The sequence below is a fragment of the Nocardiopsis sp. FIRDI 009 genome (assembly GCF_003386285.1).
Taxonomy (GTDB): domain Bacteria; phylum Actinomycetota; class Actinomycetes; order Streptosporangiales; family Streptosporangiaceae; genus Nocardiopsis.
The window spans coordinates 142,991-159,255 of record NZ_QPNC01000001.1 but is presented as its reverse complement, the minus strand read 5'-3'; the positions used below and the strand labels follow the sequence as shown (position 1 = coordinate 159,255).

Annotated in this window: 13 protein-coding genes; 2 read left to right on the top strand and 11 right to left on the bottom strand. The window is 71.6% G+C overall.

What is annotated here, in order from left to right; genetic code table 11:
• The first annotated feature begins 515 nt into the window (after positions 1-515).
• Positions 516-3,167: a S8 family serine peptidase gene (locus DVR05_RS00665; RefSeq protein ID WP_116243804.1), complete on the top strand. Its 2,652-nt coding sequence runs from the start codon at positions 516-518 to the stop codon at positions 3,165-3,167.
• Between the two features lie 97 nt (positions 3,168-3,264).
• Here DVR05_RS00665 and smc read toward each other — a convergent pair whose 3' ends face one another.
• From smc to recG, 10 genes are all read right to left on the bottom strand, one after another.
• A complete protein-coding gene (smc, locus tag DVR05_RS00660) occupies positions 3,265-6,810 on the bottom strand; it encodes a chromosome segregation protein SMC (RefSeq protein ID WP_116243957.1) in 3,546 nt (1,181 codons plus the stop codon).
• A gap of 421 nt (positions 6,811-7,231) precedes the next feature.
• On the bottom strand, positions 7,232-7,423 hold the full coding sequence (locus DVR05_RS00655; protein ID WP_017598204.1) for a hypothetical protein: 192 nt from the start codon (positions 7,421-7,423) through the stop codon (positions 7,232-7,234).
• Between the two features lie 335 nt (positions 7,424-7,758).
• Positions 7,759-8,046 carry an acylphosphatase gene (locus DVR05_RS00650; RefSeq protein ID WP_116243803.1) on the bottom strand — a complete coding sequence of 96 codons (288 nt, stop codon included), beginning with the start codon at positions 8,044-8,046 and terminating at the stop codon, positions 7,759-7,761.
• 92 nt (positions 8,047-8,138) lie between these two features.
• Positions 8,139-8,993: a bifunctional DNA-formamidopyrimidine glycosylase/DNA-(apurinic or apyrimidinic site) lyase gene (mutM, locus tag DVR05_RS00645; RefSeq protein WP_116243802.1), complete on the bottom strand. Its 855-nt coding sequence runs from the start codon at positions 8,991-8,993 to the stop codon at positions 8,139-8,141.
• 1 nt (position 8,994) lies between these two features.
• On the bottom strand, positions 8,995-9,744 hold the full coding sequence (rnc, locus tag DVR05_RS00640) for a ribonuclease III (RefSeq protein WP_116243801.1): 750 nt from the start codon (positions 9,742-9,744) through the stop codon (positions 8,995-8,997).
• A 329-nt stretch (positions 9,745-10,073) separates the two neighbouring features.
• The gene (gene rpmF / locus DVR05_RS00635) at positions 10,074-10,250 is read right to left on the bottom strand and encodes a 50S ribosomal protein L32 (RefSeq protein WP_013151268.1); all 177 of its coding nucleotides are present in this window, start codon (positions 10,248-10,250) and stop codon (positions 10,074-10,076) included.
• A 131-nt stretch (positions 10,251-10,381) separates the two neighbouring features.
• Entirely contained in the window at positions 10,382-10,924 is a 543-nt protein-coding gene (locus tag DVR05_RS00630; RefSeq protein WP_116243800.1) for a DUF177 domain-containing protein, read from the bottom strand.
• Positions 10,925-11,164: 240 nt separating this feature from the next.
• A complete protein-coding gene (gene coaD / locus DVR05_RS00625) occupies positions 11,165-11,653 on the bottom strand; it encodes a pantetheine-phosphate adenylyltransferase (RefSeq protein ID WP_116243799.1) in 489 nt (162 codons plus the stop codon).
• A gap of 304 nt (positions 11,654-11,957) precedes the next feature.
• A complete protein-coding gene (gene rsmD, locus DVR05_RS00620) occupies positions 11,958-12,539 on the bottom strand; it encodes a 16S rRNA (guanine(966)-N(2))-methyltransferase RsmD (RefSeq protein WP_116243798.1) in 582 nt (193 codons plus the stop codon).
• A 59-nt stretch (positions 12,540-12,598) separates the two neighbouring features.
• Positions 12,599-14,800, bottom strand: coding sequence for an ATP-dependent DNA helicase RecG (gene recG / locus DVR05_RS00615; RefSeq protein WP_116243797.1), 2,202 nt, complete (start codon positions 14,798-14,800; stop codon positions 12,599-12,601).
• Between the two features lie 378 nt (positions 14,801-15,178).
• On the opposite strand from recG, the gene rpmB reads away from it, so the two are divergent.
• Positions 15,179-15,364: a 50S ribosomal protein L28 gene (gene rpmB, locus DVR05_RS00610; RefSeq protein ID WP_013151263.1), complete on the top strand. Its 186-nt coding sequence runs from the start codon at positions 15,179-15,181 to the stop codon at positions 15,362-15,364.
• 102 nt (positions 15,365-15,466) lie between these two features.
• Here rpmB and DVR05_RS00605 read toward each other — a convergent pair whose 3' ends face one another.
• Positions 15,467-16,120: a cellulose binding domain-containing protein gene (locus DVR05_RS00605; RefSeq protein WP_116243796.1), complete on the bottom strand. Its 654-nt coding sequence runs from the start codon at positions 16,118-16,120 to the stop codon at positions 15,467-15,469.
• Positions 16,121-16,265: the final 145 nt, after the last annotated feature.

Genomic DNA, 16,265 nt, shown 5'->3' with positions numbered 1-16,265 from the left:
TCGTCCCCGCCGGGGCGGGGCCTCACAGTTGCGGGACAGCACCGGATTGGGCGGCCCGGAGGGCCTCGTGACCGGACTTCGCTCGATCCACACCGTCGGGTCACCGGCGGTGACCCGACTCCCCCACTGTACTCGTGAGTCTTTCGTCCCTGTTCAGACCCCGGAAGTCGGCTCTCCTCCGCCCGAAGCGGGGCGGGACCGGGGAGGATTCCCTCACCAGGCCACCTACATCCCTTTTTGACGAATTAAGTAGTAAAAGCCTTATCTGCCCGATTTGTTGCCCCATGAGAAGCATGATGCTGTTAGTTCAATTCATTCCCCCATGTGGCCGAATCGAGTCTCGGAGAACATTGACACGCTTATGACTCACCGCAATGATCTCGGTGCTATGTGCGTCGAAAAACCGATAACGGACACCACACGGACTATCCATCGGTACACGCCAATCCGTCACCGTCCGGATGGTCCGCTCCCCCGGTGTTCCGCGACGCACCGAGAAGGGATGTGTTGACAAGGTGGTATCCCACCGATCGCACCTGGCGTCGCTCGCCGGGCTGACCCTGATAGCGGGCCTCGTCACGGCCGCCCCCGCAAGCGCCGACGAAGGATCGGAACTCGCCCCCCTCCACCCGGCCCCCAGCGCCGAGAACGGCGAGATGACCCACCAGGCCGAGGGACTGTGGTTCATCGAACTGGAGGGACCCGCCCAGGCCGAGGGCAACTCCGAGGCAGCCGTCGAGAACGAGCAGCGCCGGTTCCGCGCCGAGGCCGAGGAGTACGGCCTGGAGTACGAGGAACGGCACGCCTTCGGCGAACTGTGGAACGGCTTCTCGGTCGAGATGGACGACGCCCAGGTCGGCGCGGCCCGGGAGATCCCCGGCGTGCGCGCCATCTACCCGGTCACGCGTCACGCGGTCCCCGAGCCGGAGCAGGCCGAACCCGACATGGACACCGCGCTGAGCATGACCGGCGCCGACATCGGCCAGAGCGAACTCGGCCTGACCGGCGAGGGCCTGCGCGTCGCCGTCATGGACACGGGCATCGACTACACCCACCCCGACCTCGGCGGTCCGGGCGGTTTCCCGAGCGACCGCGTCGTCACCGGCCACGACTTCGTCGGTGACGACTTCAACGCCGCCGACCCCACCAGCGTCCCCGTCCCCGACGACGACCCGCAGGACTGCAACGGACACGGCACGCACGTGGCCGGGATCATCGGAGCCGAGGGACAGGTCACCGGCGTGGCGCCCGACGTGGAGTTCGGCGCCTACAAGGTGTTCGGCTGTGAGGGGTCGACCACGGCCGACATCATGATCGCCGCCATGGAGCGGGCCCTGGCCGACGACATGGACGTGCTCAACATGAGCATCGGCTCCTCCCACAGCTGGCCCGGCTACCCGACCGCCGTCGCCGCCGACAACCTCGTCGACGAGGGCATGGTGGTCGTCGCCTCGATCGGCAACTCGGGCGCCACCGGACTCTACTCGGCCGGCGCCCCCGGCCTGGGCGAGGACGTGATCGGGGTGGCCGCCTACGACAACACCCACATCCGCGCGGCGTCCGTGGTCGTCAACCCCAGCGGCGAGGCGCTGCCCTTCATGGCGATGAGCGCCGCCGCCGCGCCGCCCACCGAGGGTGAGACCGACGAGCTCGTCTACATCGGCCGCGCCTGCTCGTCCCTGGGCGACACCCTGGAGGGCGACCCCGAGGGCCGGACCGCGTTGATCGTGCGCGGCGACTGCACCTTCGCGGAGAAGTACGACACCGCGCTGGACGCGGGCGCCACCGGCGTCGTCATCCACAACAACGTGCCCGGCATGTTCGCCGGGGGCGGCATCACCGACCGGGGCGCCTTCGCCATCGGCGTCTCCGACGAGGCGGGCGCCCACCTGACCGAACTCCTGAAGGGCTCCGAGCCGGTCACCCTCAGCTGGTCCGACCAGACCGTCAGCACCCCCAACCCGACCGGCGGCCTGATCAGCTCGTTCAGCTCCTACGGCATGTCGCCCGACCTGGACCTGAAACCCGACATCGGCGCGCCCGGCGGCCTGATCAACTCGACCTACCCGATGGACCAGGGCGGGTACGCCACCATCAGCGGTACGTCCATGTCCTCGCCGCACGTCGCGGGCGCCGTGGCGCAGCTCCTCCAGGCCCGTCCCGGGCTGGCGGCCGACGAGGTGCGCACCGTCCTCCAGAACAGCGCCGACCCCAAGGCGTGGTGGGGCAACGCCGACCTCGGCTTCCTCGACAACGTCCACCGGCAGGGCGCGGGCATGGTGGACATCCCCGGTGCGGTCCTGGCCACGACGACCGTCACCCCGGGCAAGCTGGCACCGGGCGAGACCGAGGAGGCGGTGACCGAGACCGTCACCATCACCAACGACGGCGACAGCGAGGCCACCTACGAGCTCGGCCACCAGGCGGCGCTCGGCACGCACGGCAGCACCTTCACCCCGTCCTTCAACGACGCCTTCGCCGACGTGACCTTCGACGCCGACACGGTGACCGTCGGCGCGGGCGGTTCGGTGGAGGTCGAGGTGACCATCACCCCGCCCGCCTCCGAGCTCGACCAGCTGCTCTACGGCGGGTACGTGACCGTCTCCCAGGTCGACGGCGAGACCTACCGGGTCCCCTACGCGGCCTACGCCGGTGACTACCAGGAGATCGACGCGATGACCCCGATCACCGACGGGGACGGCAACGTCCAGGAACTGCCCTGGCTGACCCGGATCACCGAGTGCGAGGTCTTCAACGGCCTGGACTGCGCGGCGCCGAACGGCGGCGCCTTCGCCAACCAGCCGGACGGCGCGACCTACTCCATGAGCTGGGTCGACGGCCTGCCCGACTACCCGTACGTCATCGCGCACTTCGACCACCACGTGACACGGCTGGAGATGCGGGTCATCAGCGAGCGCACCGGCCGTCCGGTGCACCCGCGCCGCAACGTGGCGGTGGACGTGACCAACGTCGGACGCAACGAGACGTCGACGGCGTTCTTCTCCTACGTCTGGGACGGGACGGTCAGCGACGCGCACCGGGACCGGCAGGTCCGGGACGGTGACTACCGACTGGAGGTCCGCGCGCTCAAGGCACTGGGCGACGAGGACGACCCCGACCACTGGGAGACCTGGACGTCCCCGGTCATCACCATCGACCGGGGCTGACGGGCACCGACCGGGGCCGCCTCTCGGGGGCGGCCCCGCGCGCGTCCGGGGCGGGCCGCCTCCGGCACGACCGTCCCGGCGCGTGCACCGGTCCGCCTCAGGCGGGGCGGTCGAGCTTCTGGCTGATCACCTGGGAGATGCCGTCCCCCTGCATGGTGACACCGTAGAGGGCGTCGGCCGCCTCCATCGTGCGCTTCTGGTGGGTGATCACGATGAGCTGGGACGACTCCCGCAACTCCTCGAAGATCACCAGCAGCCGTTGGAGGTTGGTGTCGTCCAGCGCGGCCTCGACCTCGTCCATGACGTAGAACGGCGACGGCCGCGCCTTGAAGATCGCGGCCAGGAACGCCACCGCCGTCAGCGACCGCTCGCCGCCCGACAGCAGCGACAGCCGCTTGACCTTCTTGCCCGGCGGACGGGCCTCCACCTCGATACCGGTGGTCAGCATGTCCTCGGGGTCGGTCAGCAGCAGCCGACCCTCACCGCCCGGGAACAGGCGGCCGAAGATCGCGGCGAACTCGCGCTCCACGTCCAGGTAGGCCGAGGAGAAGACCTCCTGGACCCGCGCGTCCACCTCCCGCACGATCTCCAGCAGATCCCGGCGGGTCTTCTTCAGGTCCTCCAGCTGCGCGTTGAGGAACGCGTGCCGCTCCTCCAGCGCCGCGAACTCCTCCAACGCCAGCGGGTTGATCTTGCCGAGCTGGTTGAGCTGGCGCTCCGCGCTCCGGGCGCGTTTGGCCTGCACGTCGCGCACGTACGGCACCGGTTCGGCGTCCTCACCGGCGTCGGCGGGCGGGGGCACCGGCACCTTCGGCCCGTACTCGGCCACGAGTGTGGGCACGTCCACGCCCATCTCCTCGACGGCCTTGGTCTCCAGCTGTTCCAGGCGCATCCGCCGCTCGGCCCGGGCGACCTCTCCGCTGTGCGCCGAGCTGGTGAGCTTCTCCAACTCGACCGACAGCTCCCGCACCCGCGCGCGCACCGTCCGCAGTTCGGCGTCGCGCTCCTCCTTCGCCGCCTCGGCGGCGGCCCGCTCGGTCTCGGCCGCGACCAGGGACACCCGGATCCGCTCCAGGGCCAGGCGGGCGCTCTCGGCGACCGCCTCGGCGATGGTGGCCTGGGCGGCCCGGGTCCGCCTGCGCTCGGCGGCCCGTTCCACGGCACGGCGTTCCTCGGCGGCCTGGGCGCGCAGTGCCTCGGCCCGTCCGGCGACGGAGCGCGCGCGCTCCTCGGCGGTGCGCACCGCCAGACGCCGTTCCATCTCGGCGGCGCGGGCGCGCGCCGCCTGGGTGGAGAGCGCGTCGCGCGTCTCGGGGTCGGGTGCGTCCTCCTCGATGGAGGCGGCCATCTCCTCGGCCTCGGCCAGCTCCTCCTCCAGACGGGCGAGTTTGGCCTCGTCCTCGCCCCGGGAGGTGGCCGCCTTGGCCGCGGCCGCGGCGTAGCGTTCGGCCTCCGCCTCGGCGGACCGGGCCTGACCGGCGAGTTTGCCCAGACGCTGGGCGGACTCGTTGCGTTTGCGGTCGCTCTGCCTACGGCGGGCGGTGAGTTCCTCGACGGCCTCGGCCAGTTCGGCGCGTTCGCGTTTCTTGGCCTCCAGGTCCGCGGCGGCGCGCTTGGCGGTCTCGGTGGCCGCCTCCAGGCGCTCGGCGGCCTCGTCCACCGCGGCCTGGACCTCCAGGAGGCTGGGCGCGGCGGCGGAGCCCCCGTGGACGAGCGCGGCGCCGAACAGGTCGCCGTCCGGCGTGACCGCCCGCACCCCGGGGACGGCGTCGACCAGGTGCCGGGCGTGGTCGGCGTCGGCGGCCAGGGCGGTCCGGTCGAGCAGGGCGGTGACGGAGCCGCGCAGGTCCGCGGGGACGGTCACCGCGTCGACGGCGTAGCGCGTCCCGTCCGGCAGGGCGGGCCACTCCTCGCGGGGCGGGGCGGGCACGGCGCCCGCGACCACGATCCCGGCCCGGCCCGCGTCCCGTTCCCTGAGCAGTCGGACGGCCTCCGCGGCGGATTCCGGGGACGCCACGGCCACGGCCCCCGCCGCCAGTCCGAAGGCGGCGGCGACGGCGGTCTCCTGGCCGGGTTCGACCTGGACGAGCGCGGCCAGACTCCCGAGCAGTCCGTCCGGCCCGGCCTCCAACAGGGTGCCCGCGCCGTCCTTGTGCGCGAGTCCGAGTTCGAGCGCCTCCTTGCGGGCGGCCAGCGCGGAGCGTTCCCGTTCCGCCGCGCGTTCGGCGTCGCGGAGTTCGTTGAGTTCGGCCTCGGCCGCCGACAGCAGCCGCGCGGCCCGCTCCTGGGCGGTGTCGAGTTCGGCGTCGCCCTCGTCCAGACCCGCGGACTCCTCGGCGGCCATCTCGTACTCGGCCTGGGCCTCGGCCGCGCGCTCGGCGGCCTGCCGGGCGGCCTCCTCCAGCCGGGCGATCTCGGCCTCCCCCTCACCGAGCCGGCCGCGCAGGCTCTCCACGCGCGCGCCCAGGCGCACGATGCCCTCACGGCGCTCGGCGGAGGCGCGGGTGGCCGCCTCCAGCCGCTTCTCCTCGCGGTGCAGCGCGTCCTCGGCGGAGGTCCGCTCCTCGACGGAGACCTCCAGCGCCTCGCGGGCCTCCTCCAACCGGGTGAGCAGTTCCTCCTCCTGGGCGGCGGCCTCCTCGGCCGCCATCTCCAGTTCCTCGGGATCACGGCGGCTCACGGGCTCGTCGGTGACGGCGACGAGGTTGCGGTGGCGCTCGCCGGCCAGTCCGCGGACGGCGTCCAGGCGTTCGGCCAGACGGGAGAGGGAGTGGTAGGTCTCCGAGGCCCGAGCCAGGACCGGAGCGGCCTCGGCGGACTGGGTCTCCAGGGCGGTCTCGCGTTCCTGGGCCTGGGTGAGGCTGGCCTCGGTGGCGGCGCGGCGTTCGAGGACCTCCTTCTCGTCCGCCTCCTCCTTGGCCAGCTGGTCGGTGAGGGTGACGATGTCGTCGGCGAGGAGACGGAGCCGGGCGTCGCGCAGGTCGGCCTGGATGACGGCGGCGCGCCTGGCCAGCTCGGCCTGGCGGCCGAGGGGTTTGAGCTGGCGGCGCAGCTCGGCGGTGAGGTCGGTGACCCGGTCCAGGTTGCCCTGCATCGCGTTGAGCTTGCGGATCGCCTTCTCTTTGCGCTTGCGGTGCTTGAGGATGCCCGCGGCCTCCTCGATGAGCGCCCGGCGCTCCTCGGGCCCGGCGTGCAGGACGGTGTCGAGCTGCCCTTGGCCGACGATGACGTGCATCTCGCGACCGATGCCGGAGTCGCTGAGCAGGTCCTGGATGTCGAGGAGACGGCAGGTGTCGCCGTTGATCGCGTACTCCGAGCCGCCGTTGCGGAACATCGTCCGGCGGATGGTGACCTCGGTGTAGTCGATCGGCAGGGCGCCGTCGGTGTTGTCGATGGTGAGGCTGACCTCGGCACGGCCGAGGGCCTGGCGGGTGGAGGTGCCCGCGAAGATCACGTCCTCCATCTTGCCGCCGCGCAGGGACTTGGCGCCCTGTTCGCCCATCACCCAGGAGAGGGCGTCGACGACGTTGGACTTGCCCGAGCCGTTGGGGCCCACCACACAGGTGATCCCGGGTTCGAAACGCAGGGTGGTGGCCGACGCGAACGACTTGAAGCCGCGCAGCGTCAGGTTCTTCAGGTACACCCACACCTCCCACACCGGCCACCGGGCCCACACGGCCATCTCACGTACGGCGTCGACGCCCGCTGTGACGTGGGGCGCCGCGCGGCATCATCCAAGGGTGCCACGAAGACGGAGGTGACGTGCGCGGTTCGCGCCGACGGGCCGCGATGAGGTGGGCCACGGTCGGGCCGGGGGAGCTCCGGCGAACACGGAGGGTTGCGAGGGTGTTCGCCGGGTACAACGGTAAATAATGCCGCAAGGAAAAGGAAAGAGAGTCTGCGGCGGAGGGTTCTGGGTTGTCGGACCGCTGGGTCGAGAGGACCGCGGAGCGGCTGACGGAACCGCCGTCAGGGACGCCTGAGGTGCTGCGTGCGGCGTCCCATCCGTGGTTCACGTGTCGCGCGGTCGGCCGGGTGTACGCCCGGTGGGTCGACGACGCGGGTTAGGCGAGCGCGGGCTCGCGGTCCGTCGCACTGACGGCGACGTCGGAGACGGCCATGCTGAGCTGGTCGTTGCGTGCCTGGAGGCGGCTGACCTCGGCCTCAAGGTCACGTACTCGATTCTGGAGCCGTCGCATCTCCTGGACCATACGAGGGTCGGAGCCGCCGACGTGGCCAAACAGAGCCTTCGCCATGATGTGGGTCCTCCACGCTGAGTGACCAGTGGTGAGACGCGCACACGAAACCCCGGAGACACTCGACTGACGAGCCGTTTCCAACGGGTGGCAGATTGCGCGATGTGCCTTCCAGAATCTCACTCCGCGCGTCGCTGGTCAAGATTGGATTACAACAGTCGGTAACGACCACACCCCGGGCCGGAATGACCTGGGCACGTGAGGTCCCGCGATCCGGACGCGCCCGCCCCGGGTGCCGCACGCCGGAAGGCGTGTGCGGAGTGGACCGGTGTCCCGCCGCAGCCTCCTCGGGGCCGCCGCGAGACGGTCCGAATCACGTTACGCCACAAGCATACTCATCGCTCGACGAATCCGGTGAACGTCCCCCCAGGCGATGACCAACGTTCCACCACGGAGTCCACACGACCGGGCGTCCGGCCGCCCCGCAGGTGCTCCAGAAGCCGTTCGCAGCCGCCTCTGGGTCCCTCGGCGACCACCTCGACCCGACCGTCGGCGAGGTTGGTCGCGGCGCCGCTCAGTCCCAGTTCGAGCGCCCGGGACCGCGTCCACCAGCGAAAACCCACTCCCTGGACCCGACCCCGCACCCAGGCGGTCAGCCGGACGGGCTCCTCGCGGTTCTCCACGCGCCGCACCTTTCCTTACCTCAAGGAGACAGTTTCCTCACCAACACGCCCGACCTTCCTGACCTCTCCGTCCCCGGCGGCGCCGGAGGGGTTCAACGGCGCGTTCCCGGCGCCCGCTGGCAGCGCGGGCAACTGAACGAGGAGCGGTTCATGAACGCCTCGCGGATGATCGGGGCGCCGCAGCGACCGCACGGCCGGTCCTCGCGCCCGTAGGCGTTCAGACCGCGCTCGAAGTAGCCGCTCCGCCCGTTGACGTCGACGTACAGCCCGTCGAAGGTGGTCCCGCCCACCTCCAGCGCCTCGTTCATGACGTCGCGCACGTGCCCCAGGAGTTCGGTCGCCTGGGCGAAGGACAGTCCCCGGGTGGACCGGGACCAGTGCAGCCGGGCGCGCCAGAGCGCCTCGTCGGCGTAGATGTTGCCGACGCCGCTGATCAGCGACTGGTCGAGCAGGGCCCGCTTGACCTCCGTACGCCGCGCGCGCAGGGCGCGCACGAAGACCTCCGGGACGAAGTCGGGGTCCAGGGGGTCCAGCGCGATGTGGTCGACCGAGGCCGGAACGTCGTCCCGCTCCCCCGGGGCGTCCACCAGCAGGTGGCCGAAGGTGCGCTGGTCGACGAACCGCAACTCCTGGCCGTCCGACAGGGGGAGCCTGACCCGCAGGTGCTTCTCGTCGGGCTTCCCCTGCGGCTGGACGAGCATCTGGCCGCTCATCCCCAGGTGGGTCAGCAGCATCTCCCCGCTGTCCAGGGACAGCCACAGATACTTGCCGCGCCGGCGCGCGGCCGTCGGCACGCGCCCCTCCAGACGGGCCGCGAAGTCGGCGGCTCCGGGCACGTGGCGACGCACGGACCTGGGGTGCAGGACCTCGACGGCGCCGACGGTCCGGCCCAGCGCGTGGGTGGTCAGGCCGCGGCGTACGACCTCGACCTCGGGGAGTTCGGGCACCTCAGCTCCGGTTCTGGCTCTTGGCGGACGTCTCGGATCCGGCGGCGGCGTCGGACCGCGCCCGGATGGCCTTCCACGCGGACTCGGCGGCCTGCTGCTCGGCCTCCTTCTTGCTGCGCCCCTCGCCCAGACCGTAGCTCTCCCCCGCGACGCGGACGGTGGCGCGGAAGGTCTTCTGGTGGTCCGGTCCGCTCTCGTCGACGTGGTACTCGGGGACGCCGAGCAGCTCGGCGGCGGTCAGCTCCTGGAGGGAGGTCTTCCAGTCCAGCCCGGCGCCCAGGCCGGAGGCGGTGGCGATGAGGGGGTCGAAGAGCCGGTGCACGAACTCGGAGGCGACGTCCAGCCCCCGGTCGAGGTACACGGCGCCGATGATGGCTTCGAGGGTGTCGGCGAGGATGGAGGACTTGTCACGCCCTCCGGTGCCCTCCTCACCCCGGCCGAGGCGGATGTAGGCCCCGATGCCCAGGCCGCGCGCCACGTCGGCCAGGGCGCGCATGTTGACGACGGCGGCCCGCAGCTTGGCCAGCTGGCCCTCGGGCAGGTCGGGGTGCTTGCGGAAGAGGGTGTCGGTCACCACCAGACCGAGCACGGAGTCACCGAGGAACTCCAGGCGCTCGTTGGTGGGCAGACCGCCCTTCTCGTAGGCGTAGGAGCGGTGGGTCAGGGCGCGGAGCAGGATCTTGGGATCGACCTCGACACCGATCGCCTTGTGGAACGCCCTGGCCTCGGAGACGGAGAGTTGGCTTGCCACGCGAGTTCACTTCCCTGTTCTGACGCGTCCCGTGGGGGCGCGCGACCTGCGGTCGGGTGTGGATCCTCGGCCCGGCAAGGGCGCTCGAACACGAGGTGACCGTCGCGGGAGCGGTGCCCCCCCGGCAGCCACCACGAACTCGGGAACCCGGATGAGCCCGGATCACTGGTGGGTGCTTGTGCGGTTCTGGTTGTCTACTGCCCACACAGGAGCGGGTCACTCACGCTACAACCCCCGTGCGACAGCACGTCGGGGCGGACCCGACGTGCGGGTCCGCCCCGAGGCGAATCGGGAATCGGGCATGGGACCCGAAGCCTGACACGAGTGCGTTACGCCGGGTTGGTGACCTGACGGTTGTTGTAGGTACCGCAGGTCGGGCACGCGATGTGGGGCTGCTTCGGGTCACGGCAGCGCGGGCAGTTGACCAGCACCGGGCGCGACGCCTTCCACTGGGAACGGCGGGTCCGGGTGTTGCTCCGCGACATCTTCCGCTTCGGGACGGCCACTTCAATCCTCCTGGGTCACCCCCGCGGTCGCGGGAGGTCGCTTATCTGGTCACCCCGCGCGCTGCGGCGGGGAGGGTGTGCTCCGTTCGACGGGGGCACCGGATGGGCGCCCCCGTGACCGGTTCACGAGTTCATCGTTCTCCGGGATCCTCCGCGATGGCGCGGAGAGCCTCCCAGCGTGGGTCGACGCGCTCGCCGTGGCTGTGGTCGGGACCGGCCTCGGCGAGTCTGACGCCGCACTCCGCGCACAGGCCGGGGCAGTCCGGTCCGCACAGCGGTGAGAGCGGGAGCGCGAGCACGACGGCGTCCCTGACCACCGGTCCGAGGTCGAGCAGATCGCCCTCTAGATAGTAGTCCTCATCCTCGTCCTCCGCGTCCTCACCGCTCAGGGGGGACTCGTCGTCGCCGGGGTAGCGGTACAGCTCCTGGAAACCGGCTTCGAGGTCGTCGGAGAGGGGGTCGAGGCAGCGCGAGCACTCGGCGGTGAGCTGGCCGCCGATGGTACCGGTGACGAGGACGCCCTCCATCACCGCCTCCAACCGGAGGTCGAGCTCGACCTCGCTCCCCTCGGGCACGCTCGCCATCGCCCCGGAGAAGGCCTCCGGCACGGCCACGATGCGGTTGACGGTTCGCATCGACCCCGGCTGGCGGCCCAGCTGGCGGGTGTCGACCACGAACGGGTCACGGGGTTCTGGACGAGACAGGGTAATCGCGCTTTCACGAGAGGTCGTCATATGCCGGACACGCGGGACGCGTCGGGAAGGCGACGGTTGCGGCGTGACCAGCCCGCGCGCACGCCAAGGACGGCGACGCTCGGGGTCAAACCCAGATTCTACCTATCATGGGCCCGACCACCCAAATCAGCCGCCGGAATCCGGACCGGAGGGCGGTGGGAGGCCCGAAGCGGGCGCGGTCTAGGCGTCCGGCCGCTTGCCGTACTTGTCCCGGAGGCGCTCCTGGACGTAGGGCGTCACCAGGGTGGAGACGTCGCCGCCGTGCTGGGCGACCTCGCGCACCAGGCTGGACGACAGGAACGAGTACTTCGGGTTGGCGGTCATGAACACGGTCTCCACGCCGGAGAGCTGGAAGTTCATCTGCGCGATCTGGAGTTCGTAGTCGAAGTCGCTGACCGAGCGCAGGCTGCGGACGATGGTCTCGATGCCGTTGGCCCGGCAGAAGTCGACGAGGAGCCCGTCGAACTCGCTGACCCGGACGTTGTCGAGGTCGGCGGTGCTCTCCCTGAGCATGTCCAGCTTCTCGGGGACGGTGAACAGGCCGCGCTTGTTGACGTTGTTGAGGACGGCCGCCACGACCTCGTCGTACTGCTTGGCGGCACGGCCGATGATGTCGATGTGTCCGAAGGTCACGGGGTCGAAGGATCCCGGACAGACGACTCGGCGCACGGTGGATCGCCCCTCTCAGGAGTTACTCTCGGGTACCGAGATCGTAGGGGTTGCCCCCCGCGGCGATTCGGGCAACACCCACATAGTGACCGCGGACGTCGTCCAGCCGTCTCCGTGCGCACGTGCCCCGGAGCGGACCTCCTGCCCGATTTCTACCCCAACCGGACACAGCCGCGTGGAGGCACGCCGGAGGCCGTCAGTTGAGGGTGGTGGAGGGCGACGGAGTGGGGGACGCCGCGGCCGCAGGCCGTCAGTTGAGGGTGGTGGAGGGCGACGAAGTGGGAGACGCCGCGGCCGCAGGCCGTCAGTTGAGGGTGGTGGAGGGTGACGGGCGGGCGTACCAGAGCACCGCCTCCCCGTACCCCCGTCTGCGGTCGCGCTCCAGCCCCGAGGGCCAGGCCGGTTCCGCCCCGCGCTTGGAGCGTTCGACCACGACCACCGCGTCCTCGGCCAGCCATCCGTTCCGCACGAGGTCGGCGAGCACCCCCGCGACCTCCTCGTCACCGACGGCGTAGGGCGGATCGGCCACCACGAGGTCGAAGGGCTCCCCCGGGTTGGCGGCGGCGACCACCCGCTCCACCCGGTCGGCCACCAGGCGGGCCCCGGGCAGCCCCAACGCGCGGATGTTGTCCTGGACGACCCGTGCCGCCCTCCGGTCGGCCTCGACGAGCAGCGCGTGCCCGGCGCCCCGGGACAGCGCCTCCAGGCCGATCGCCCCGGACCCCGCGTACAGGTCCATGACCCGGAGTCCGTCCAGGGCCCCCAGGTCGGACTGGACGGAGGCGAACAGGGCCTCGCGCGCCCTGTCACTGGTGGGTCGGGTGGTGCGGCCGTCGGGCGCGGCGATACGCCGTCCACCGGCCGTTCCGGCGATGATGCGGGTCATGGCTCCACGTTAGGGCGTGTGCCGACCACGACCGCCCGAACGGGCCGGCGAACCCGGGATCAGGCCTTGTCGAGGTACTCCGCGCGTTCCTGGGGAAGCAGTTCCGTCAACGCCTCCGCCAACGGCGGGTAGGCGGTCAGGTCGGGGTCGCCCGCGACGTAGGCCGTGGCCTCCTCGCGCGCCTCCCCGATCAGTTCCTCGTCCTTGAGCAGGGTGAGCATGCGCAACGAGGAACGGGCCCCGGACTGGGACTCCCCCAGGACGTCGCCCTCCCTGCGCATCTCCAGGTCGACCCGGGACAGCTCGAACCCGTCCGTCGTCGCCGCCACGGCGCCCAGCCTCTCCCGCGCGGGGGAGCCCTCCTCCGCGTCCGTGACCAGCAGACACAGCCCCGGGAGCGTCCCCCGCCCCACCCGGCCGCGGAGCTGGTGCAGCTGGGAGACCCCGAAGCGGTCCGCGTCCATGATGACCATCACGGTGGCATTGGGCACATCCACGCCCACCTCGATGACGGTCGTGGAGACCACCACGTCCGTCCGCCCCTCCGCGAAGCGACGCATGACCGCGTCCTTGTCGTCCGGGCTCATCCGCCCGTGCAGCGCCTCCACCGACAGGTCCGCCAGCGGCCCGTCGGCCAGGCGTGCCGTGACGTCCAGCACGGCCAGCGGGGGCCGGGCGCCGGGGACCTCCGCGTCCCGGTCGCCGTCGACCTCCTCGTCAGCTCCCTCCCCCTCGCCGTCGCCGATCCGCGGGCAGACCACGAACGCCTGGCGCCCCCGGGCGGCCTCCTCGCGGATCCGCTCCCAGGCGCGGGTCAGGAAGTGCGGTTTCTCCTTGGCCGGGACGACGTGCGTGGACACCCCCGCGCGTCCGGTGGGCAGCTGGGTGAGCGCGACCACGTCGAGGTCCCCGTAGACGGTCATGGCCACCGTGCGCGGAATCGGGGTGGCGGTCATCACCAGGACGTGCGGCCGCCCGTCGGCGGCCTTCTCCCGCAACGCGTCGCGCTGCCGCACGCCGAACCGGTGCTGCTCGTCCACCACGACCAGTCCCAGGTCGGCGAAGGAGACGTGCTCCTGGAGGAGCGCGTGCGTGCCCACGACGATCCCGGCCGCCCCGGAGGCGGCGTCGAGCAGGGCCTCGCGGCGCGCGGCGGCGTTCATCGACCCCGTGAGGAGCGCCACCCGGGTGGCGCTCTCCGCCCCGTCGATCTGTCCGGCCCGGGCCAGCGGGCCGAGCATCGCGCTGATCGACCGGTGGTGCTGCTGCGCGAGGACCTCCGTGGGCGCCAGCAGCACGGCCTGACCGCCGGAGTCGACCACCCTGAGCATGGCGCGCAGCGCGACCAGGGTCTTGCCCGCGCCGACGTCGCCCTGGAGCAGGCAGTGCATGGGGTGGGAGGCGTCCAGCCGTCGCGCGAGCCGCTCACCGACCTCCCGCTGTCCGTCGGTGAGGGTGAAGGGCAGCTCGGCGTCGAAGGCGTCGAGGATGCCGCCCTCGGCGCCCGGGCGCGGTGTGGCGGGCAGCTCCTCGGCCAGGTGGCGGCGCTGGGCCAGGGCCAGTTGGAGGACGAACGCCTCGTCCCACTTGAGCCGGCGGCGGGCGGTCCCCACGTCCGACCACTCCGACGGGCGGTGGATCCGCTCCAGGGCGTCGCGCACGCCGACCAGGTGGTGGCGTGCGCGGACCTCGGGCGGGAGCGGGTCGGGCAGGTCGGCGGCGCGGGCCAGGGCCAGGTCCACCCCCAGCGCGATCCGGGACGAGTCCAGTCCCTTCACGGCCGGGTAGATCGGGATGAGCTCCTCCGCGTAGGCGCGGGCGCGCTCACCCTCGCTGCCGTCCTCGTCGATGAGCTGGTACTCGGGATGGTCGAGTTGGCGGCGCCCCCGGTAGGAGGAGACCCGGCCGGAGAAGAGCGCGAGCCGTCCCGGGACGAGCGAGTTCTGGTGGTAGGCGCCTCTGTTGAAGAAGGTCAGGTGCAGGCGGCCGGTGCCGTCGGTGACCGTGGCCTCCATCATGTCCATCCGGCGACGGCCCTGGCGGGCGGGCACGGTACGGCGTTTGGCGTCCAGCACCCGTGCCTGCACGGTGACGTCCTCGCCCTCGCGCAGCCCGGCGAGGTCGGTCAACTCTCCTCGGCGGTCGTACCGGCGCGGGTAGTACCGCAACAGGTCGCCGAGGGTGTGCAGTCCGAGTTTGTCCTTGAAGGCCCGCGCGGAGCCCCCGAGGGCCACGCGCAGCGGTTCGTCCCAGGTACTCACTGTGTCCCGTCCCCGCCTGATCGCTCTGCTCAACGTCACCGTAGTGGCAGCGTGCGACGGGGAGGGCGGACGGGCGCGGGAGCGGGGCGGCGTCCGCCCTCCCCCAACCGGGGTATACTGGTCGGAGTTCATCGCCTTTTCGCCATGCCCGCGTGGTGGATGCGATGCCCCGGTGGGGGTGCGAGGGCTTCGGCCGCACCGTCTCCACCACGTCGAGTACGGACACCGGTCTGCGGTACGAATCCGCGTCCGACCGCGTCCTTCGTGTACTCTTCCACGGTTGGCGTCCGCGCCAGCCTGTCCACCCGGCCGGTCCCGGCCGGTCGACCCTTCGCGTGCGGCGACGTGCGCGATCCCGAGCGCTTGAATGGAGTTACCGTGGCTTCCGTCTGCGACGTCTGCGGCAAGGGACCAGGGTTCGGTAACAGTGTTTCCCACTCGCACCGTCGCACCCGCCGCCGCTGGAACCCCAACATCCAGACCGTTCGCACCCGCGTGGGCGGCACGCCCAAGCGTGTGAACGCCTGCACCTCGTGCATCAAGGCCGGCAAGGTGACCCGCTAGGGTTCCAGCCCTCTGGATTCGACGAAGGCCCTCCGACACCTCATCGGGGGGCCTTCGCCGTGTCCGGTGCCGGGAGCCCCGGCTTCCGTCGGTACGGCGGGGTCAGAGGGCGCAGACGTGGCCGTTCAGGGAGCAGCGCACGGGGGACTGGACGACGCCGAGGGCGTCGAGTTCGAGCGTCGCGGAGTCACCGGGGTCGAGGGCCTCCTGGGAGCCGGGTTGACGGGCGAGGATCCCGTCCGCGAACGGTTCCCAGTCGGCGTCGCGCACCTCGGTGACCTCGGCGGTCTCGAAGGCCAGCGCCAGCTCCCAGGTGTCCAGTGTCGCCCTGGAGGTGTTGGTGACGGTGACCCGCGCGGTGAACCCCGTGTCGGTGGTGTCGACGATCTCGTAGACGACCGTGGTGGGCTCCACACCCGCCTGGACCTCCTCGGCGCTGTCGCCGGAGGAGCCCTCGTGCTCCTGGTTCGGCGAGGCGTCGCCGCTGGGGTGGAGCCCGTCCTGGGCCCCCGGGGCCTCCGTCGCGCCCGGCGCGCCCCCGAACTGGAGGTAGATCTGGGTCGTGCTGTAGCCGAACAGCAGCAGCCCCAGGATGACGCCGGACACGACCAGGACGTTGATCAGCCGCGGGGGTTCGACGCGCTTGGGGACGGTGCTCTCCAGGAAGCCGCCGATCCGCCGCAACGCACCGGCGTCCTCCCGCTCGCTGCGGTGCGCACCGCGTCGGGAGTCGTGCCGCGACACGTGCCGGCCCATAAACCGCCTCTCGACGATGCTCCGCCTCCGTTCGCCCCGCCGGACGGTCGCCGATCGCGGACCTTCCGTGCCGGGAGGAGGCGGACATGAACGTTCCGGGGCTCTTCGCTCTCCACGAGGACGGGCGGGCCGCCCCTGGGGCGGC